This is a genomic window from Burkholderia sp. MSMB1459WGS, assembly GCF_001534535.1.
Lineage (GTDB): Bacteria > Pseudomonadota > Gammaproteobacteria > Burkholderiales > Burkholderiaceae > Burkholderia.
The window spans coordinates 807,477-825,650 of sequence record NZ_LPMU01000023.1; the positions used below are offsets into that span (position 1 = coordinate 807,477).

The following is an 18,174-nucleotide window of genomic DNA, read 5'->3' on the forward strand; positions in this document are numbered from 1 at the left end:
CCACGATCAAAAAATCCGTCAGAAACCCAGCCTTACGTAGAAATCGAACCGCGGGCTGTACTGCCGCGTGTAGACGCCGGCCTTCAACGGCCAGCCGGCCTCGAAATCCGCGCTCGCGTATTTCATGAGCTGCAGCCGCGTGCCGACGCCGACGCTCATCAGGTTGAAGCGCGACGTCTGCTCCGGCAGCGGGCTCAGCAGCCACAGGTGCGCCGCGTCGAAGAACGCATGGAAGCGCCATTCGTTCACCCGGCTGCCGACCGCGCCGCCCAGCCACTTCGACAGCGACGGGCTGCGCAACTCCAGCGACGCGATCACGCCGCTGTCGGCCGTGTCTTCCGCCTGCATGTAGCCGCGCACGCTGTTCATCCCGCCGGCGGCAAACTGCTCGCTCGACACGAGCGGCGAGTTCGAGATCTGGGCGCTCACGTGCGCATTGGCCTGCATGTCGTTCGCGAAGCGCTGCGTGTGATTCACGTCGAACTTGCCGTACACGAAATCGGGCGTCGCGTTGTAGCGCTTGTTGTCCCATGCGCCCCAGTCGCTGCCGAGGCCGCGGATGTTCGTCGTCAGCGATGCGGAGAACGACGTCTGAGAACTCTTCAGGCTCAGCTGGCCGTTGTACGACAGCGTCACCGGCACGTACGTGAGCGGCGCCGTCGAGCCGCCCTGGCCCGGCAGCGACACGTCTTCGTCGTAGTGCTTGCGGTCGATCTCGATGCTGACCGTATGCGCGTAGGTCTCCGTCGCCGGCAGCGAATAGATCGCGGTGAAGCCGTACGTGGTGCCCTTGCCGAGCACGTTGGTGTTGCCGACCGACGCGACGTTACTGTCCGAATGCACGACCGTCGCCAGAAAGCTCCAGCGCGAATCCTTGATCGGCGCGAGATACGAGAATGCGTAGACGCGCGCATCGTTCGGATGCTGCGGCGCGATCACGTAGGTGCCGGAAATCACGTGGCCGAGCTGCCACAGATTCGAATAGCTGAGGCTCGCGGTCGTGCGCAGCGTCGACGTGCCGGGGCTGTTGTCGTTGTTCAGTTCGAGCGAGCCGTGCAGCGGGCTGTGATCGTCGACCTTCAGGTCGACGTCGACCGTCTGCGGCAACGCGCCCGGCTTCAGCACCGGAATCACCTGGCGGTCCGCCGAGCGGTTCAGGTCGGTGAGCTGCTGCTGGGCCTGGTTGAAATCGGGCACCTTGCCTTCGGCCAGCGCGGGCACCGCGTCGCGGATGTTCTGCGGCGAGTTGTATTGCGCGCCGTCCACGCGCAGACGCCCGACCTTCGCCTCGGTCACCTGCAGCAGGATCACGCCGTTCTTCACCTGCTGCTGCGGCAACTCGACGACGACCGACTGGTAGCCGCGATCCTGGTACGCCTTCTGCAACGCATCGCGGGCCGCGTTCACGTCGGCGAGCGTGCGGCCCGGCCCTTCGAACGGATACACGGCCTTCTCGATTTCGAGGGTCGGCAACGTCGTGTTGCCGCGCACCACGAAGGCATTCACGTCGAACGACTGCGGCGCGGCGGGCGCCGCCTTCGCGGCCGGCGCGGCAGCGTCCTGCGCATGAACGCCCGGCGCGACGCTCAAGCCTCCGGCCAGCACGGCACCGGCCAGGCATCGGCCATTCAGCCGCCATCGTTCGCGTGACTTGCGGTCTACTCTCGGCGGCATGCGCCATTCCCCTTTGTTGTTCCGGACCGCAGCGAAGCTGTCGCGACCCCGTCGCTCGCCCCGCTATCAGTTGTCTGTTTCACTTTGATGACGATTGATTCGCCATCCTTATCATGAACCGCGCAATGCTCTTTATGCCGTCGAACCGAACTCAGCCGTGATGTGTCGGCACCGCCTGCGCATCCGCATGAAAGCCGAACTGCGTCACGGCGAACTGCAACAGCGTATCGACGCACGTCGCGAGCGATGCGCGGCCGGTATCGAGCGTGAGATCCGCTTTCACCGGCGGTTCGTACGGCGCCGACACACCCGTGAATTCCGGCAGCGCGCCGCACCGCGCCTTCGCATACAACCCCTTCGGATCCCGCGCCTCGCAGCACACCAGCGGCGTGCTCACGTACACTTCGCGGAACGCCGGCCCCACGATCGCTCTCGCCGCATCGCGCATCGCCGCGAGCGGCGAAATGACCGCGACGATCGCCAGCGCGCCGGATTCGCTCGTCAGTGCCGCGACTTCGGCGATGCGCCGTACGTTTTCGAAACGATCCTGCACCGTAAAACCGAGATCCCGATTCAGCCCCGTGCGCAGCCGATCACCGTCGAGCACCACCGCATGCATGCGTCGGTCGCGCAGTCGCGCCGCTACCGCGTCGGCCAACGTCGTCTTGCCCGCGCCGGACAACCCGGTGAGCCACAACACCCCGCCGGCCCGCTGCGGCGACACGCGCCGCTCGTCGCGGGGCACGTCTACCGATAAGGACGAAACGACGTCGGGAAACCCGCAACGATCGAGCTTCATCGCGCGCGCTCCGCCGCCTTCGCGGGTTCGTCGTCCTCGCGCGGACGCGTCTGCCAGAAGCCGCCCTGCATCGTCACGATCGACGGCGTCTCGGCCCATTGATGCGGGCTCAGGATTTCGGCGCGCCGCACGTTCGGGATCACCTGCACGTCGAAGATCTCGTCGACGCCGTTGAAGAACTGCAGGATGCCGAGCACGTCGCCGGTGTTCGCGTCGAGTGCGGCGACCCCCGCAACCAGCACATCCGATTCGCTTTCGATCGGCAACCCCTGCGGGCCGCGTTTGTCGCGCAACTTCGACAGCCCGACGAACAGCACGCCCCCGTATTCGGCGAGACCGTGCGTGAAGCCCGGCAGCTTCGCGAGCACGCGCCGCGCGCCCGACTGCGGATCGATCTGCAGCACGTGGCCGCGACCGCCTTCGAGCACGTGCAGGCGAGCGCCGATCACGCGCGGCGAATGCGGCATCGACAGCCCCGATGCGACGATCCGGCCGGACGGCACCTCCATCACGATGCCGCCGGCGGCCATTCCGCTGCGCCAGCCGAACGGCTCGTTGCTCATGCCAAGCGCCGTCGCGAACCGCACCTTGCCGTCGGCGAACGCCATGCCGTTCAGGTGGCAGCGATCGTCCGGCGTGGTCTCGGTCACGAACGGCGGCTGCCAGATCGGCGTGAAGTTGAAATAGCCGTCGATCACGCTGATACAGGAATAGCGTGTGTTGACCGCGAGCAGCACGTGCTTGTCGAACGCCATGTCGTGCAGGTCGAGATCGCCCGTGTAATAGGACATGCGCGGCACGAACATCGCGTCGTAGTGATCCGGTCTGGCCGGATAGTGCGGCGCGAGCGTCGATACGTTCGCGAACACCATCAGCTCGTGCATCGTCGCGATCGCGAGCCGCTTGCCCGACACGGCCATCCCCATCGAGCGCGGCAACAGGCATGCGGACAGCGTGGGCACGCCGTCGTCGACACCGATCACGGCCACGCCGGACGGGCGGCGGCTCACGGCCAGCGAGCACCCGAGTGCCTCGAGCACCTGCAGGAAGCGCCCGGTGTCGCGCAGGTTGATGACCGGCGACAACGCTTCCGCCTGCCTCGCCGATACGTCGTCCGTCGGCGCGTCGGTTTCGCCTGCCGGCCGGGTTTCCTCGAACTGTTCCACTGTCATGCACCTGTCGGCTTCACGCCGCCTGATGAGAAAAAATGCTCGCTTGCCTGCCGGCCCGTCGGCCCGGTGCACGCGCATCGGTCGCGAACGGGGCCGCGTACGGCGCACCAAGTCGCAGCTCCCACCTACCTAGACGGAATGAAGCGCGCATTGCCGCAATGTTTTTTGCGTGACGTCGACCGATCCGCCAGCACGGGCAGCGGTCGACGCAAGCGGCATGCATGCGTGCAGCCGCTCGCCCGCGCGAGACGCGCGAGATGCGGCGCATGACCTTGCGTGGCCCCCATTTCGTATACATGTCGTTGCCCGGCCGGCGCGCGGCGCGTAGGCGGCTCGCCGGCAAACGAGTCGCCGTCCGGCCGGCCCGCGCGCGAAAACGCGACGGCCTGCGTGCGGTCCGACAATCCTCCGGTTTCAACCGGGAAGTTTTTGTGACATTCGACTGAAGATATTCACGAAACACGCGCAAACCACGGGGTGCGATCGTCGGGACCGTTTACGCTGCACCGCACGCCGCGAGCACGTACGAAATCCTGCGGCTTGCAGCCGCCCGCTTCGTCCTAGCTATTGAGAACGGAACATGTCAACGACAGGACCCTCCATGTCATTCGCCACGATGCTCGTACGGTGGCTCGCCGGGCGGTTGGCCGGCGCCGCCGGAATGCCGGGCCAGCTGCGTCCGCGCGCCGCTCGTGCCGCGTCGAATCCGCCGCTACGCTGGCGCTCGCCGTGGCTCGCGTGGCAACTGCTGTCGTGGTCCGTGCTCACGCTGCTCGCGCCGCCGATCTGGACGATCGGCACGCTGCTGCTGATCAATCCGTCGAGCGATCAGCCGCTGTTCTGGGCGCTCGCGATGGCGATCGTGCCGGTCGCGAACGGGGTCGCGATCGTCGCGACGAACCAGCGGCATCACCGCACGCCGTTCACCCGCCGCCCCGCGGTTGCAGCCCACACGTTCGCGATCGCGATGACCGTCGGCTGCACGCTGTTCGTGCTGCTGCTGTGGCGCTCGCACGCGATCGCCGACCTGGTCGGCCCGCTTGCCGACGACGGCATGCGTCCCGCGACGCTCGCATGCTGGGTCGCGGGGCTCGCCGCGCTGTTCGGCGTCACGTCATCCGCGCATGCGAGCATCGCGCATGCGTGGCTGGCGTTCGAGGTGTGAGCGCACCGCGCCGACACTGCGAGGGCACGCGGATGCATCGATACGGGACAGGAAGGACGGCGCACGCGCGGCGCGAACGCGGCATCGCGATCGTGACGGTGCTGCTCGTCGTCGCGCTGGCGGCCACGCTCGCGGCCAGCGTGCTGTGGCGCCAGCAGGTCGCGACGCGCGACGTCGAGAACCAGCGGCTCGCGACACAGACGATGTGGATCGAGCGCGCCGCGGTCGAATGGGCACGCGCGACGCTGCGCGCGCAAAGCGCGACGTCGAACGTCACGTTCGTCGGCCAGCCATGGTCGTCGCCCGTCGCCGACGTGCAGCTCTCGGACCTGCTGCCATCCGACGCGCTGGCGGTCAATGCGGAGCTGTCGCGCGCGTGGATCTCGGGCAGCGTCGAGGACGCGCAGGCGCGCTTCAACCTGATGAACCTCGTGTCGCGCGCCGCGCCCGGCAAGCCGTGGCAGTCCAACGGCGAAGGCGTGCTGGCGTACCGGCGCCTGCTCGGCCAGTTGTCGCTCGATCCGGCGCTCGCGCAACCGACGGCCGACTACATGCTGCGCTCGCTGCGCGACGCGAACGGCCCGGGCGGCTGGCCGCTGCAGCTCGTGTCCGTCGACGATCTCGCGCGCATTCCCGGCTACGACGCGCATGCGATCGAAGCGCTCGCGCCGTACGTCACGATCCTGCCCGACCTGACCGTCGTCAACGCGAACACCGCGCCCGAACCCGTGCTCGTCGCCGCGATCCCGACGCTGTCGGCGAGCCAGGCGAAGCGGCTCGTCGACCGGCGCGCGACCGCCTACTTCGTGAGCACCGGCGACATCGCCGAATACCTGCTGCCCGCGCAGGGCGGCAACCCGACTTTGCCGGACGGCTCGGCCGTCGGCGTGAACAGCGGCTACTTCATCGTGCATTGCCGCGTGCATTCGGCGCGGATCAACGCGCGCGTGGACACGCTGATCGCACGCTACGGCAGCGGCAATTTCGCGTGGACGTCGGTGATCTGGGTGCGGCGGCTGACGAGTTGAAGCCGGATGCGGCAGAGACGGGCGCGGCGAACGGCGAGCCGGGCCGAGCCGGCAACGTGCGATCGGCGCCGGCTAATTCAGCGACGACTCGCTCAACGTCACCGGTCGCTGGCCCGGCGACGCCGCCGCATCGAACGACAAGCGCGTGAAGCTCGTCTCGCGCACTTCGCCGAGGAGCCGGTTCCAGTCGTCGATCGACACGAGCAGCGCGATCGGCCGGTTGTACTTGGTGACCATCACCAGCGCCTCGCCGGCGTGCCGCAGCGCCTTCGACGGATTGCTGCTGAAGTCGCGCGTCGCCATCGCGATCGTGCGCAGGCTGAATACGTTCGCGGCCGGATCGTCGCCGTTGTCGTGCAGCAGGCACTCGAGCGTCGCGGCGCGCAGCAATGCCTGCGACTTCGACGACAACCGGCTGTCGCGGCGGCGCCGCCGTTCGCTGCGCGGGTCGACGTGCACGGCGAGCATCCGCACGATCTGGCCGAGCGTCGTCGCGGGCAACCGGTCGTAACGCTGCCACCAGTCGGGCGGCAGCGCGATCATCATGCCCGCATAGGTGGCCATCACGCCGTCGGCGATCAGCGACGGCAGACGCGCGACGTCGCGCGCGTCGAGATCGAGCGCGCCGCCGACGACGCGCGTCATCACGCTGAACGCGTTGTAGGCGAACGCGGCGATCCCGCTCGCCAGCAACGCCGCACGCGCGGGCACGGCGCCGAACGGCGTGCCGCCCGTCACGGGCTCGAGCGCGAGCGGCAACGCGTCGCGCCAGCGTCGGCGCGACAGCGCCACGATCTGCGGCGCGTCGAACCGCTCGGCCGACAGGTCGGTCAACAGCGTGACGCTTTCGCCGGGCGCCTCCGCGCGTTCCCATTCGATCTGGCGAAACGTGTCCGACGCGCCGCCTTCGCCGGCCATCCCGACGGATCGTTCGCGAACGCGCCCGGTGCCGAACACGCCGGCGTCCTGCCAGTCGCCGAGCGGCCGGCAGGCGGCCGAGCGGCCGTATTCGCGCAGCACGAACGCGCCGCCGCGGCGCGGCCAGCCGGACAGGATCGCATCCGTATCGAAGCGCCCGTCGACAATCCACAGCTCGCCGGGCCGGACCGCTTCGAGCAGCGCGCCGACGAATGCACGCTCGTGCGACCGGCCGCGCTCGCAAGGCAGCAGGTCGACGATCATCCCGAGCTCCGGGTCGTACACCGGCAGGACGCGCGCACCGCCTGCCGCCGCATCGCGCGCCGGGTCGTCGCACGCGCGCCCGCAGTCGCAACCGTCGGCGCGCGGCGCACAGGCCTCGCCGGCGCCGTCCAGCACGCGCAGCCGCATCCCGTCGACGGCGCACGCCCCGTCGACGCCGCGCACCGACGCGACCGGCAGCAGCAGGTCGACGCTGTCCCTGGCCAGCGCGCGCCCCCAGCCGGACCGCCACCGGCTCATGCAATCGTGCAGCGCCGTCACGGCCGCGCCGAACCCCGGCGCGACGGCGCCGGCAGCATCCGGCATCCGCCGCCACGCGGCAATCGCCGCGATCGCGTCGACGGCAACGGCAAACAGCGCCTCGCGGATCGACTCGCCGTCGGGCTCGTCGCCGGCGCCCGCGGCGGCGTCGACCCAGTCGTCGTGCAGCGCGCATTGCAGGACGAGCCGCGCCATGACCGTCATCGGGCTCTGCTCGACGAAGCGTTCCACGACAGCGCGCATCATCGGGTTACCTCACACTGTCCGGTCGATCGTGCGGGCCGCCGCAACGGCATACGCTCGCGCGCGTCGCAACGCGTTCGCACTTGACGCAGCGCGAGCGACCCCGCAGCATCGTGAGCGACCCGCTCCGCGCGACGCCGCGCCGTCGCGGCGAGCCATTCGCAATCAATGCACGAGGCACCGGCATGTACGTAGATCCCCGCGTGGCGCACGGCCGCGCCCGGTTCGACCTGAGCGGCTCCCCGCGGCTCATCGCCGACGAGCGCCGCTGGGAGATCAGCGACATCGTCACGCGCGGCCTCGACGATTTCAAGGGCGTGCGCAATCGCCGCAACCTGCTGCGGCTGCTCGAGCGTCAGATCGCGCCGAAACTCGTGCGCCTCGGGCTCGAACCGTACGTCGGCGCGCTCGGTCACGCAGAGGGGCTGTTCGTCCATTTCTCGACGATGAGCGCCGAGCACGGCTTGCGTGAATTCCAGCTTCAACTGACGGTGCCCGACCTCGTGCTGCGCAGTTTCGCGTCGAACGCGATCCGGCCGCACGCGGTCGCGCGCTGCATGCAGCGCAACGGCGTGATGTCGCTTGCGGAAATCGAGCACGAGACACGCATCGCGTTCGTCGCGGCGCGCGTGATGCGCTCGCTGGCGATCGCGGAAGGCTGGCAGCAGATCGGCGTGCCGACGCCGCACGGGCTGTTCGTCGGCACGCTGACGCAGGCGCGCGACGTCGCGATGAATACCTATTTCCGCCCCGGCGACAACGACCGCCCGTCGCGCTGGAGCGGCTTCTCCGCCCTCTTCTCGACGATGCCGGACTGGCGCCCGGAACAGGTCCGGCACGGCGGCGAACTGCTGCAATGGATGGTCAACCATATCGTGGCCCTGCAAGAATCCGCACCGTTCGTCGAACGCTTTCCGTTTCTGCGCGAGCCGCTGCGCGATGCCGACGATCCGCTCGACGCCGCGTGGACCGGCGCGCGCGCCGACCACCGTGCATGACGGGCGATCCGGGGGCCCATTCCGGCCCCCGTTCCCCCGGTCTCCACGCCATCGCCCCTCTTCACGGCCCTCGCTCTCTCATATACAAGGTCGCAGCAGCCCCGCCTAACCCGCAGACTTTCTTGCAACGCCGATGCGGCGCGTCAATGCGTGCGCGTCGACCCGCCCGGCTCGCCCGGCTCCGGGCGGCCGACCGTCTCCAGCACGGCCCACATCCAGATCAGCTCGCGCACCGTGCGTGCGTGCTCGTCGCTCTGCGCGCGCCAGCGCCCGAAAGCGTCGCGTTCCCGTTCAGTCGTGTCGCCGGCGCGCAGCCACAGCAGCCAGCGCACCGCGCCCTCGCGGATCGCGTCGGCGCGCGTGTCCGCGTCGCCGGAATCCGTATCCCGTTGCGATTCGTTCATGATCACGCCACCGCCCGAAGCTCCCTCGACACACATCCCCCCACCGCGCATCGCTGCGCGGCCGGGGCGCTTGCCACCCACGCCTCGGGTCCGACGACGCCCCACCGGGCCGTCACGCGTGACGGCCCGGCGTTTGCCGGCCCTCATGGATAAGGTCGTATCGACGCGCCGTAACCCGCAGCGCGGGCAGCACCGCGGCAGGCGGAGCAACGGCCGGATGGAAACGGGAGAAAGGAAGGAAAGCGGAACGCGGGGAAAGCAGCTCAGCTCAGCAGCACGATATTGCCGGGCAGGCGCGTGATGTGCGCGCCGTACAGGCGGCCGACCATGTCGATCACGTCGTCGAGCCGCGTGATCGGAAACTGCGCCTGCATTCGGTTCGCGCCGAGCGACGCGCTGCGCAGGATGACCTTGCCGCGCCGGTAGCGGTTGATCTCGTCGACGACGTCCGACAGCGGCACGCCGTTGAACACCAGCATGCCGCGCCGCCACGCGCTGACGGCGCCCGGATCCGTCCGCGACACCGGCTGTACGCCGCGGTCGTCGTAGACGACCTGATCGTCGGCGCTCAGCGTCCGCGCGCCGCGCGGATGTTCGAGCGTGACCGTGCCGGACAAACACGTCACGCAGACCTGCGAGCCCGTACGCCGCACGTTGAAACGCGCGACCAGTGCCCGCATGCGGCCGCCGCCCGCCACCACCGTGACCGGCTGGATCGGCGTCGCGCGGCCGGCCGGCGGCGCGACCGCGTCGATCTCCGCCTCGCCCGCGACGACTTCGACGCCATGCGCGGCATCGCTCGCCGGCAGCACGTCGAGGCGCGTTTGCGTATTCAGTTCGACCGTGACGCGCGACGACAGCGCGACGCTGCGCTGCTCGCCGGTACCCGTGTGGTAATCGGCCGCGATGTCGCCGAGCGACGGCCACAGCTGCATCGGCGGCCGCACCGCGAGCCACGACGCGCCCGCGGCGACCGCGAAGCCGATGAACGCGCGCCGCCCGGTGCGCATCGTGCGTTCGCGCCTGGCGACCTGTGCCCAGGCCGCGGCCGTGCGCTCCTCGTGCGCGAGTTCGGTCGCGGCCGTGCGCAGCGAGCTCCAGGTGCCGCGCAGCAGATCGGCGGCTTGCGGACGATCCTTGCACCAGCGTTCGAACGCGTCGGCGTCGTCCTGGCTCGCGTCCCCCGAGCGCAGACGCAGCAGCCACGCACTCGCTTCGTCGAGTTCGTCGTGGGCAGGTTGGGCCTGGGCTTTCGTCATCGTCCGGATGCTCAAAATTTGCGCGGGCCGCCTCGCGTGCCCGCGTACGAATCGCCGTCTTCCTGCATCCGCTGCAGGCAGTACTTCATCGCCGCGCTCAGCTCGCTTTCGACGAGCCGCAGCGAAATGCCGAAATGCTCGGCGATCTCGCGATTCAGCAGGCCGTCCACGCGGGCGGCCAGCAAAATCGCGCGACGCCGCGGCGGCAGGCCGCGCAGCACGTCCTTCAGCGTCTCGACCTTGCGGCGCGCCGCGACGATGCGCTCGGGATCGGCCAGTTCGTCGGGCACCTCCAGCAGCGTCTCGACGTCGTCGTCGTGCAGATGCCGCCGTTCGCGCCGATGCTGGTCGATCGCGACATTGTTCGCCATCCCGAGTATATAGGCGTCCGCGTTCGTCACCTGCGTGGAGACGTTCGCGTTCTCGAGGCGCAGCCAGGTTTCGTGCAGCGCGTCGGCGGCGCCGTCCTTCGACCCCGTCACGCGTTCCAGCCGCCTGACCAGGTACGCGTAGCGCGTCGCCAGCAGATTCCGGAGCCCGGAGCGGTTGCTGTCGGACATGATGGCCTAGCCCCGAACGGCCGGCTGCGGCGCCGGGCAACGGAAATGCACGCCGTTGCCGGCCGGGCGCAGCAGGATCGTGACCGGCTGCGGCAGGTCCGCAGGCGGCGCGTCGTCCAGCTTCAGCGCGCGCAGCGCGCGCATCACCGCCGCGTCGCGGGCGGCCGAACCGCTCGATGCCACCATGTTGACCGCCACCACCGCCCCCCTGTTGTCGATGCGCATCTGCGCGACGAGTCGATAGCTGCCCGGCACCGCCGCCGGCTGCGCGCACAGCGCATCGATCAGATGCGCCTGCAGCAGGCCCGCGAACGCGCGCCGATCGCCGGAATCGCCGATCCCGTCGATCGGCAACGCCGCATCCGCCGGCGTGTCGGCCGGAGCGGGCGGCGTCTCGGCGGCCGGCTGCGCGACGATGATCGCTTCGTCCGGACGCGAGAATTCCGCACGCAACCCCGTTCCGGCCAGCATCCGCTCGAGCGCGTCGCGCGGCGCGAAATCGCCCTGGACCGGCACACTCGTGCGCCCGTCGAGCAGCGGCGCCGGCGCGAGCACGATCAGCTCGGTGAGCCGCGCGAAATCCTGCAGCGTCTTCGCGAGCGGCTGCGCGGGCAGATCGAAATGCACCGCGCTGCCCGGCTGGCGGCCGATGGAACCGGTCTCCTGCGCGTGCACGCCGCGTATCGACAGCACGACCAACACGAGCCACGCGACGAGCGCCAGGACACCGGTCGGCGCCCGTGAACGAGTCATGAATCCCTGGACGGAAGTGGAGTTGCACGCCGCGTGCCGAAGCGTGCATCCCCGTGAGCGGCTCCGTCGCAAGCGAACGACAGATTGTGAGCGGGCACTGTGACAGTCCGGTGAAGCGTATCGCCGCGCGACACGATCGCGCCGCACCGCTTTCGTGCATCGCCGGCGCGCACGTGGACCATGACGCGTGCCGCTCAGGGCCGGCGCACGACGAAGTTGCCGATGCCCGTGCCGACGACGGCCATCCGCACGTCGCCGGACCACAGCGTGATCGTCACCGGCACATCGATGCTTTCGCTGCCGAGCACGATCCGCGACGGCGCTTCGCCGCCACCCGTGTAACGCACCGACACGCCCGTCACTGCGCTGCCCCAGCGGCGTGCGCGATACAGGTCGTCGGTCATCGGCGCCCAGCCGCCGCCTTCGGTGCGCTGTACGAAGCGATAGCCTCCGCCGACCGGCTGCCATGCGATCGGCATCGCGCGCACCTGCGCTTCGTCGCCGGCCGATTCGAGCAGGTTCGCCAGGCGCTGCGCCTCCTCCGCCAGATCGGTGCGCCGGTTGCGCGACGGCGCGAGCGTGACGACCGCGACCAGCAGCCCGACGATCACGAGCACGACGAGCATCTCCAGCAGCGTGAAGCCCGCCGCCGTGCGACGTGCGGCGCCCGCGCGCCGGCCGCGCCCGTTCAGGATGCCCATCGTTCCGTCACTGCCACGAGCCGATGTCCGCATCGTTGCCCTCGCCGCCCGGTTTGCCGTCCGCACCGTAACTGAACACGTCGATCGCGCCGTGCGCGCCCGGGTTCAGGTATTGATATGCGTTGCCCCATGGATCCTTCGGCAAGCGCTCCAGGTAACCGCCGTCCTTCCAGTTGTTCGGTACCGGATCGGTTGTCGGCTTCTGGATCAACGCAGCGAGCCCCTGCTCCTGCGACGGATAGCGGCCGTTGTCGAGGCGATACAGGTTCAGCGACTGCATCATCGTGCCGATGTCCTGCTTCGCGGCGATGCGACGCGCCTCGTCGGGACGGCTCATGATCTTCGGCACGATCAGCGCCGCGAGAATCCCGAGAATCGCGACCACCACCATGATCTCGATCAGCGTGAACCCGCGTTGCGTATGGCGACGCGCTCGTCTGCCCGCCTGGCAGGCGTACGGCGTTCGGGTTTCGTTGAGGCCCGTCATCATGCATTCACCCTCGCGGCAAAGAATGGAAAACGTCTTCTGTCCATCGCATCGACCCGTCGCCATGAAACCATTCGACCTGCTTCGCATCGCACCGTCCCGCACCGATCTCGTGCCGCTCGCGGCGACGCTCGCCGCCGCCGCGGCACTCGCCGCCGTGTCGCTGTGGGCCGTGCGCGTATTGAGCACCGCCGATGCGCCGGTCGCGGCGCTTGCACCGCCGCCCGCGCCGATCGACGTTGCGGCCGGCGCGCGGCTGTTCGGCGCGACACCCGACGACGGCCGCGATGCCATCCAGTTGCTCGGCGTACTCGCGTTCGATGCACGCCGAGCGGCCGCGATCGTCAGCGTCGGCGGCGAAGCATCGCGCGTCGTATCGCTCGGCGCGGCGATCGGCGAAGCCGCGAAGCTCGCCGAGGTTCGCGCGCGCTCGATCGTCGTCGACCGCAACGGGCTGCAACGCGAAATCGCGCTGCCCGCCGCGGAGAAGGCCAACGCGTTCGTGCGCTGAGCCGCGCATCACTGCACCATGTTGTTCAGCTCGATGATCGGCATCATCACCGCCAGCACGATCACGAGCACCACGCCGCCCATCGCGAGGATCAACAGCGGTTCGAGCAGGCTCGTCAGGAACATCGTGCGGCGCTCCAGTTCGCGCGATTCGCCTTCGGATGCACGATCGAGCATCGTCGTCACGTCGCCCGTCGCCTCGCCCGAGCGGATCAGGTGCACGAGTACCGGCGGAAACGTCTTCGTATGCGCGAGCGCACGCGACAGCGCCGAGCCTTCGCGCACACGGACGATCGCGTCGTCGACGTTCGCGCGCATCGCACGGTTCGACAACGTCTCGCCAGCCGCCTGCAACGCGCGCAGGATCGGCACGCCGGCCGCCGTGAGAATGCCGAGCGTGCTCGCGAAGCGCACCGTGTTGTAGCCGCGCACGAGCTTGCCCGCGAGCGGCGCGGTGAGCACCCAGGTGTCGAACCTGAGCCGCGGCGCATCGCGCGACAGCACCTTGCGGATTGCATAGACGATCGCGACCGTCGCCGCGAGCGACGCCCACCACCAGTGCCGCACGAAGTCCGACAGCGCGAGCATCACGACCGTCAGCGTCGGCAGTTGCTGCTTGGTGCTGGTGAACACGTTCGCGACCTGCGGCACCACGTAGCTCAGCAGGAACGTGACGATGCCGAACGCGATCAGCGTGACGATGCCCGGATACGTGAACGCCAGCAGGATCTTCTGCTTCAGCGCGTTGCTTTGTTCGATGTAGTCGGCCAGACGCGACAGCACGACGCCGAGCTTGCCCGTGTGCTCGCCGGCCGCGACGAGCGCGCGATAGATCTCGGGGAAATCGCGCGGATGCTGGCTCAGCGCATTCGCGAACGAATGGCCGCCGACGATTTCCGCGCGGATCGACGCCATCAGCTCGCGCACGTATTCGCGTTCGGCCTGCTCGCTCAATACCGACAGCGCTTCGTCGAGCGGCAGCCCCGCGACCAGCAGGCTCGCGAGCTGGCGCGTGATGATCGCCTGCTCGCGCTGCGACAGCTTGCGGCCGAGCGACAACCGTTGATGGCGCTCGCCGTGCAGACGCTGCGCGGCCAGTTCTACGACGAGCGGCGTGAGCCCCTGCGTGCGCAGATGACTGCGGCCGGCGCGCGCGCTGTCGGCTTCGAGCACGCCTTTCAGCGTGCGGCCGGTGGGATCGATCGCTTCGTAGCGGAATGCCGACATGTCAGTGCCCTCGTGTCACGCGTGCGACTTTTTTCGGCGACTGCGCGCAATGTGCCGGACGGAGTCGCCGGGGAAGACTACGGAGCGAACCAGCGCAGATTTGTGACGGATGTTGGGCTACCTTTTTTGACGGGTTTTATTACCCGGCTTCGCCATTCTTATAACGTAAAAACGATTTCAAGCTTATCCAGTAAATTAACCGAACACACATTAAATACAATGCGACCTTGCTCGACCTTCCATTTACAGATTCGTGCGACAAGCGAAAAAAGTACCTCGAAGTGGAAGATATTCATCGACGTGCGCAATGTTCCGTAACATCTGCCACGAAACCGTCGTGAAGTTGGGATAGCGCGGCCCGGCCCCACGTGTTACGTCAACAGCTTCCATCAAGCCTGACGCGGGTTCTCGTGCGCAATCCGTCGAGCGACTCCGGCCAAATCCCAGTATATGGTCGCTCCAACTCATGTCGAATGACACTCCGATCGGCGCTTTATCAATTCGAATAACGCAATGGCTTGATCGATAAAAATGTTACGCACCATTCGTTATGAAAAATTCACACGCGCCATTCGAATTACCTCCTACATTTACCCGGCGGTCCATAAGCATTCCAACCGCAGTAGCAGGGGTTCCCGTTTATCTTCGTTCAAGGAAATTTCTCATGAAATCCAGCAAGCGCAAGATCTGTCAAGTCCTCGCTCTCGTTGTTTCCGGTCTGGGCGCCACGGCCGCGATGGCCGCGGACATCCACGGCGGCGGTTCGTCGCTCGTCGCCCCGACCATCGGCGCGATCGGCAACACCGCGACCGAAATCGGCCTGTTCGGCACGGCCGAAGGCTCGTTCACGTATTACTCGGTGGGTTCGGGCGCCGGCCAGAACGCGTTCCTGAACAACCAGCCGACGTTCTTCGGCGCGGGCGTCACGGGCACGGTCCACTTCGCGAACAGCGATGCGGCCCTGTCGACCGCCCAGCTCACGTCGTACAAGGCCGGCCTCGGCGCGACCAACGGCCCGCTGATCCAGATTCCGTACATCGTCACGCCGATCACGGTGCCGGTCGTCAACGGCCCGGCCGTGACGAGCACGACGACGCCGCAAACGACGCCGGGTCAAGCGCATAGCATCGCGCTGAACGACGACGATCTGTGCGGGATCTTCTCGGGCAAGCTGACCGACTGGAATCAGGTCATCAACCCGCAAACGGGTTCGACGTACCTCTCGTCGACCACGACGCCGACCAGCAGCCCGATCAAGGTCATCTACCGGACGGACGGCAGCGGCACGACCGAACTGCTGACCCGCCATCTGGCCGCTGTCTGCTCGGCCACCAACACGGCCACGGGCGTGACGTTCGTCGACTCGCTGACGTTCACGGCTTCGTTCCCGGGCGGCGTCGTGCCGTCGAACTTCACCGGCGCTTCGGGCAGCAGCGGCGTGCGCAATGCACTGTCGTCCTCCACCGGTGCCGCCGTTGCCTACCTGAGCCCGGACTACACGAACACGTTCCTCGCCCCGTCGAGCACGGTCGTGACGTCGGCCGGCGCGCTGCAACTGCCGGTGGCCAGCCTCGTGAACAAGACGAATGGCGTCTACTACGCACCGACGTATGCGAATGCGTCGACCGCGCTCGGTACGGTCAAGCCGCCGGCACTCAAGGCCGGAGCCTCGGATCCTTCGCAATGGGTGCCGGCCGCCGGCAACCCGGTGTCGGGCTACCCGGTTTCCGGCACCAGCCAGATCATCCTGAGCCAGTGCTACAAGGATGCGACGGTGAAGACAGCCGTGCATGACTTCCTGAACAGCCACTACACGAACGCCAGCTTCGCGGCGATCGTTCATGGCAACGGCTTCGACACGGTTCCGTCGAACTACCAGACGGCCATCTCGAACGACTTCCTGAGCAACGCGAGCACGTGGAACCTCGACATCGGCAACGCAAGCGTCTGCACGGGCACGGTGGTCGGCCGCTAAGCGACCGGCAATCAGCTTAACCTCGTCGGAACGGCTGCGCCCCCGGAGATCCGCGGGCGCAGTTTTTCACTTGTCCTCGATTTGTCCTCGGTCGACGCACCGTTGACGTCAGTCCGGCGTGCCATCTCTTCTCCTCGGAAATTATCACATGCGACTTCATCAACACCGCAGGCTCTGCCAATCGATCGCTCTTGCTTTCTCCAGCCTCGGCGGTATTGCCGCGATGGCCTCGCCTAACGTGCAAGGCGGTGGCTCGTCCCTCATTGCTCCGGCAATCGGTACGATCGGCAACACCGCGACCGAAATCGGCCTGTTCGGCACCGCCGAAGGCTCGTTCACGTATTTCTCGGTGGGTTCGGGCGCCGGCCAGAACGCATTCCTGAACAACCAGCCGACATTCTTCGGTTCGACGGTCACGGGCACGGTCCACTTCGCGAACAGCGATGCGGCACTGTCGAGCGCCCAGCTCACGTCGTACAAGGCCGGCCTCGGCGCGACCAACGGCCCGCTGATCCAGATCCCGTACATCGTCACGCCGATCACGATTCCGGTCGTCAACGGCCCGGCCGTCACAAGCACGACGACGCCGCAAACGACACCGGGTCAAGCGCACAGCATCGCGCTGAACGACGACGATCTGTGCGGCATCTTCTCGGGCAAGCTCACGAACTGGAACCAGATCATCAATCCGGAAACAAACTCCCCCTACGTGCTGAACGAACCGATCAAAGTCGTCTATAGCTCGGACGCCAGCGGCACGACCGAACTGCTGACGCGCCACCTGGCTGCTGTCTGCTGGGCCGGCAACACGGCCGCGGGTGTGACGTTCTTCGATTCGATGACATTCACGGCTTCGTTCCCGGGCGGCGTCGTGCCGTCGAACTTCATAGCTGCTTCGGGTGACGGTGGCGTGCGTAGACAGTTGGCGAGCTATGCGTCGGCCGGTATGGCCGCTGTTGCATACCTGGCTCCAAATTACGCGAACACGTTCCTCGCCCCGTCGAGCACGGTCATGACGTCGGCCGGCGCCCTGCAACTGCCGGTGGCCAGCCTCGTGAACAAGATGAATGGCGTCTACTACGCGCCAACGTATACGAATGCTACGAGAGCGCTTGGTGCTATTCACCCGCCAGCGCTAAGGTCCTATGCTGCCAATCCGGCAAACTGGGAAATGAATACAAGCAACCCTCCGTCGGGCTACCCTATTTCCGGTATGAGCTACATCATCCTGAGCCAATGTTATGCAGATCCGGCAGTCGGAACAGCCGTGCATGATTTCCTAAACGCTCATTACACAAACCCAAGCTTCGCCTCTATCGTTCATGGCAACGGCTTCGACACGATTCCGACGAACTTCCAGACGGCCATCTCGAACGAATTCCTGAGCAACGCGAGCACGTGGAACCTCGACATCGGCAACACGAGCGTCTGCACGGGCACGGTGGTCGGCCGATAAGTCGTCGACATACCGACTACCGGGATCCAAACTGCTGCGCCCCTTGGTTACCAGGGGCGCAGTTTTATTTGAAAGTCACCAACCCACTCATCAGGCGCCCGTAACTTCCCGACCCACGTCATTGCAATCGGAGAGGCCGCTTCGTCTCGCCGCGTTTAAAGGGCCCGGCGAACGACTGTCAATACGGCTCGCGCTTCACACTACACGAACGGCAAGCATCCGAATCACGGGGGACACTCATCCGTCTTCGATCAAACGATCCATGCGGCGACCGCATACAAAAAAACGCGGGCGCCAATACT

Annotated in this window: 17 protein-coding genes; 6 read left to right on the top strand and 11 right to left on the bottom strand. The window is 67.4% G+C overall.

Features of this window, described 5'->3' with window-relative positions; genetic code table 11:
- Positions 1 to 18 precede the first annotated feature (18 nt).
- From WT97_RS11240 to WT97_RS11250, 3 genes are all read right to left on the bottom strand, one after another.
- On the bottom strand, positions 19 to 1,674 hold the full coding sequence (locus tag WT97_RS11240) for a ShlB/FhaC/HecB family hemolysin secretion/activation protein (RefSeq protein WP_257128480.1): 1,656 nt from the start codon (positions 1,672 to 1,674) through the stop codon (positions 19 to 21).
- A 151-nt stretch (positions 1,675 to 1,825) separates the two neighbouring features.
- Positions 1,826 to 2,473, bottom strand: coding sequence for an adenylyl-sulfate kinase (gene cysC / locus WT97_RS11245; protein WP_060353438.1), 648 nt, complete (start codon positions 2,471 to 2,473; stop codon positions 1,826 to 1,828).
- Complete coding sequence (locus WT97_RS11250; RefSeq protein WP_060353439.1) at positions 2,470 to 3,645, bottom strand: TIGR03032 family protein; 1,176 nt, start codon at positions 3,643 to 3,645, stop codon at positions 2,470 to 2,472. The genes cysC and WT97_RS11250 overlap by 4 nt, the downstream gene beginning before the upstream one ends.
- Before the next feature lie 601 nt (positions 3,646 to 4,246).
- On the opposite strand from WT97_RS11250, the gene WT97_RS11255 reads away from it, so the two are divergent.
- Complete coding sequence (locus tag WT97_RS11255) at positions 4,247 to 4,810, top strand: hypothetical protein (protein WP_059500215.1); 564 nt, start codon at positions 4,247 to 4,249, stop codon at positions 4,808 to 4,810.
- Between the two features lie 32 nt (positions 4,811 to 4,842).
- Positions 4,843 to 5,838 (top strand): type II secretion system minor pseudopilin GspK, encoded by a 996-nt coding sequence (gene gspK, locus WT97_RS11260; protein ID WP_060353483.1) that lies wholly within the window; start codon positions 4,843 to 4,845, stop codon positions 5,836 to 5,838.
- Between the two features lie 72 nt (positions 5,839 to 5,910).
- On the opposite strand, the gene WT97_RS11265 is transcribed toward gspK, so the two are convergent.
- Positions 5,911 to 7,545, bottom strand: a complete 1,635-nt coding sequence (locus WT97_RS11265; protein WP_060353440.1) for a transposase — start codon at positions 7,543 to 7,545, stop codon at positions 5,911 to 5,913.
- Positions 7,546 to 7,727: 182 nt separating this feature from the next.
- Between WT97_RS11265 and WT97_RS11270 the strand changes: the two genes are divergently transcribed.
- Complete coding sequence (locus WT97_RS11270) at positions 7,728 to 8,540, top strand: hypothetical protein (protein ID WP_059500354.1); 813 nt, start codon at positions 7,728 to 7,730, stop codon at positions 8,538 to 8,540.
- A 143-nt stretch (positions 8,541 to 8,683) separates the two neighbouring features.
- On the opposite strand, the gene WT97_RS11275 is transcribed toward WT97_RS11270, so the two are convergent.
- The 6 genes from WT97_RS11275 to gspG all read right to left on the bottom strand — a co-directional run bounded on the left by WT97_RS11275 (position 8,684) and on the right by gspG (position 12,704).
- Positions 8,684 to 8,944 (bottom strand): DUF4880 domain-containing protein, encoded by a 261-nt coding sequence (locus tag WT97_RS11275; RefSeq protein ID WP_257128052.1) that lies wholly within the window; start codon positions 8,942 to 8,944, stop codon positions 8,684 to 8,686.
- A 263-nt stretch (positions 8,945 to 9,207) separates the two neighbouring features.
- On the bottom strand, positions 9,208 to 10,203 hold the full coding sequence (locus WT97_RS11280; RefSeq protein ID WP_059789751.1) for a FecR domain-containing protein: 996 nt from the start codon (positions 10,201 to 10,203) through the stop codon (positions 9,208 to 9,210).
- 11 nt (positions 10,204 to 10,214) lie between these two features.
- Positions 10,215 to 10,763 (bottom strand): RNA polymerase sigma factor, encoded by a 549-nt coding sequence (locus WT97_RS11285; protein ID WP_059789679.1) that lies wholly within the window; start codon positions 10,761 to 10,763, stop codon positions 10,215 to 10,217.
- A 6-nt stretch (positions 10,764 to 10,769) separates the two neighbouring features.
- A complete protein-coding gene (locus tag WT97_RS11290) occupies positions 10,770 to 11,516 on the bottom strand; it encodes a secretin and TonB N-terminal domain-containing protein (RefSeq protein WP_060031993.1) in 747 nt (248 codons plus the stop codon).
- 194 nt (positions 11,517 to 11,710) lie between these two features.
- Complete coding sequence (locus tag WT97_RS11295) at positions 11,711 to 12,250, bottom strand: GspH/FimT family pseudopilin (protein WP_082742104.1); 540 nt, start codon at positions 12,248 to 12,250, stop codon at positions 11,711 to 11,713.
- Entirely contained in the window at positions 12,225 to 12,704 is a 480-nt protein-coding gene (gene gspG / locus WT97_RS11300; RefSeq protein ID WP_060032108.1) for a type II secretion system major pseudopilin GspG, read from the bottom strand. Before gspG ends, WT97_RS11295 begins: the two co-directional genes overlap by 26 nt.
- Before the next feature lie 64 nt (positions 12,705 to 12,768).
- On the opposite strand from gspG, the gene WT97_RS11305 reads away from it, so the two are divergent.
- Positions 12,769 to 13,215 carry a general secretion pathway protein GspC gene (locus tag WT97_RS11305; protein ID WP_060031999.1) on the top strand — a complete coding sequence of 149 codons (447 nt, stop codon included), beginning with the start codon at positions 12,769 to 12,771 and terminating at the stop codon, positions 13,213 to 13,215.
- Between the two features lie 8 nt (positions 13,216 to 13,223).
- Here the strand turns inward: WT97_RS11305 and gspF are convergent, their stop codons facing one another.
- Positions 13,224 to 14,441 (bottom strand): type II secretion system inner membrane protein GspF, encoded by a 1,218-nt coding sequence (gspF, locus tag WT97_RS11310; protein ID WP_059789682.1) that lies wholly within the window; start codon positions 14,439 to 14,441, stop codon positions 13,224 to 13,226.
- 664 nt (positions 14,442 to 15,105) lie between these two features.
- On the opposite strand from gspF, the gene WT97_RS11315 reads away from it, so the two are divergent.
- Together WT97_RS11315 and WT97_RS11320 are read left to right on the top strand one after the other, a co-directional pair.
- Positions 15,106 to 16,416, top strand: a complete 1,311-nt coding sequence (locus WT97_RS11315; RefSeq protein WP_059789683.1) for a substrate-binding domain-containing protein — start codon at positions 15,106 to 15,108, stop codon at positions 16,414 to 16,416.
- Between the two features lie 148 nt (positions 16,417 to 16,564).
- On the top strand, positions 16,565 to 17,872 hold the full coding sequence (locus WT97_RS11320) for a substrate-binding domain-containing protein (protein ID WP_060032002.1): 1,308 nt from the start codon (positions 16,565 to 16,567) through the stop codon (positions 17,870 to 17,872).
- Positions 17,873 to 18,174 lie beyond the last annotated feature (302 nt).

Excerpts from the sequence above, each read along its gene's own strand:
- WT97_RS11240 (WP_257128480.1), bottom strand. The coding sequence starts at position 1,674 with ATGCCGCCGAGAGTAGACCGCAAGTCACGCGAACGATGGCGGCTGAAT.
- cysC (WP_060353438.1), bottom strand. The coding sequence starts at position 2,473 with ATGAAGCTCGATCGTTGCGGGTTTCCCGACGTCGTTTCGTCCTTATCG.
- WT97_RS11250 (WP_060353439.1), bottom strand. The coding sequence starts at position 3,645 with ATGACAGTGGAACAGTTCGAGGAAACCCGGCCGGCAGGCGAAACCGAC.
- WT97_RS11255 (WP_059500215.1), top strand. The coding sequence starts at position 4,247 with ATGTCATTCGCCACGATGCTCGTACGGTGGCTCGCCGGGCGGTTGGCC.
- gspK (WP_060353483.1), top strand. The coding sequence starts at position 4,843 with ATGCATCGATACGGGACAGGAAGGACGGCGCACGCGCGGCGCGAACGC.
- WT97_RS11265 (WP_060353440.1), bottom strand. The coding sequence starts at position 7,545 with ATGATGCGCGCTGTCGTGGAACGCTTCGTCGAGCAGAGCCCGATGACG.
- WT97_RS11270 (WP_059500354.1), top strand. The coding sequence starts at position 7,728 with ATGTACGTAGATCCCCGCGTGGCGCACGGCCGCGCCCGGTTCGACCTG.
- WT97_RS11275 (WP_257128052.1), bottom strand. The coding sequence starts at position 8,944 with ATGAACGAATCGCAACGGGATACGGATTCCGGCGACGCGGACACGCGC.
- WT97_RS11280 (WP_059789751.1), bottom strand. The coding sequence starts at position 10,203 with ATGACGAAAGCCCAGGCCCAACCTGCCCACGACGAACTCGACGAAGCG.
- WT97_RS11285 (WP_059789679.1), bottom strand. The coding sequence starts at position 10,763 with ATGTCCGACAGCAACCGCTCCGGGCTCCGGAATCTGCTGGCGACGCGC.
- WT97_RS11290 (WP_060031993.1), bottom strand. The coding sequence starts at position 11,516 with ATGACTCGTTCACGGGCGCCGACCGGTGTCCTGGCGCTCGTCGCGTGG.
- WT97_RS11295 (WP_082742104.1), bottom strand. The coding sequence starts at position 12,250 with ATGCGGACATCGGCTCGTGGCAGTGACGGAACGATGGGCATCCTGAAC.
- gspG (WP_060032108.1), bottom strand. The coding sequence starts at position 12,704 with ATGACGGGCCTCAACGAAACCCGAACGCCGTACGCCTGCCAGGCGGGC.
- WT97_RS11305 (WP_060031999.1), top strand. The coding sequence starts at position 12,769 with ATGAAACCATTCGACCTGCTTCGCATCGCACCGTCCCGCACCGATCTC.
- gspF (WP_059789682.1), bottom strand. The coding sequence starts at position 14,441 with ATGTCGGCATTCCGCTACGAAGCGATCGATCCCACCGGCCGCACGCTG.
- WT97_RS11315 (WP_059789683.1), top strand. The coding sequence starts at position 15,106 with ATGAAATCCAGCAAGCGCAAGATCTGTCAAGTCCTCGCTCTCGTTGTT.
- WT97_RS11320 (WP_060032002.1), top strand. The coding sequence starts at position 16,565 with ATGCGACTTCATCAACACCGCAGGCTCTGCCAATCGATCGCTCTTGCT.